Below are 238 nucleotides of genomic sequence, written 5' to 3' on the forward strand. Positions count from 1 at the left end.
CGCGAGCGTCGGCGCGACGACGAGCGCGACGAGCCGCGTGACCGGTTCGCGCGCCGTGTCGCCGTGCGCGGGCCCGGCTTCGTCGGGCATGAAGAACACGCCGTCGACCACCTGGGCAATCGCGTTGAGCTGATGGTTCAGGTACGCGAGCGACGTGCGCTTGCCGGCGATGTTGACGAGGTCGGCCTTGCGTCCGTGCAGCAGGAACCGGCCGTCGCCGAGCAGTTCGAGCGCGTCG

1 pseudogene is annotated in these 238 nt (G+C 71.0%); it reads right to left on the minus strand.

Features of this window, described 5'->3' with window-relative positions:
- A pseudogene (locus A9Z05_RS37960) lies at nucleotides 1-238 on the minus strand (beta-hydroxyacyl-ACP dehydratase); the annotation flags it as partial.

It is taken from the genome of Burkholderia sp. A2 (genome assembly GCF_001729305.1).
Lineage (GTDB): Bacteria > Pseudomonadota > Gammaproteobacteria > Burkholderiales > Burkholderiaceae > Burkholderia > Burkholderia sola.